The following is a 256-nucleotide window of genomic DNA, read 5'->3' as shown; positions in this document are numbered from 1 at the left end:
GGCATTTTTTTATACAGATGCGAACGTAGTTCAGTGGTAGAACACCACCTTGCCAAGGTGGGGGTCGCGGGTTCGAATCCCGTCGTTCGCTTTGAGGCCGGGGTGGCGGAACTGGCAGACGCACAGGACTTAAAATCCTGCGATTGGCAACGATCGTACCGGTTCGATTCCGGTCCTCGGCATGAGAGTTTAAAAGAGCACCCTTAGCTCAACTGGATAGAGTACCTGACTACGAATCAGGCGGTTAGAGGTTCGA

The 256-nt window shown here is 53.1% G+C and carries 2 tRNA genes; both read left to right on the top strand.

Going from position 1 to position 256, the window contains the following annotated elements:
* Positions 1-19 precede the first annotated feature (19 nt).
* Positions 20-91, top strand: a tRNA-Gly gene (locus SSIN_RS00100).
* Positions 92-96: 5 nt separating this feature from the next.
* Positions 97-182 (top strand) — tRNA-Leu (locus SSIN_RS00095).
* The last annotated feature ends 74 nt before the right edge of the window (positions 183-256 follow it).

The sequence above is a fragment of the Streptococcus sinensis genome (assembly GCF_000767835.1).
GTDB classification, from domain to species: Bacteria; Bacillota; Bacilli; order Lactobacillales; family Streptococcaceae; genus Streptococcus; species Streptococcus sinensis.
Note: the sequence above shows the minus strand (reverse complement) of the source record. Positions and strands in the feature narration are given on the sequence as shown.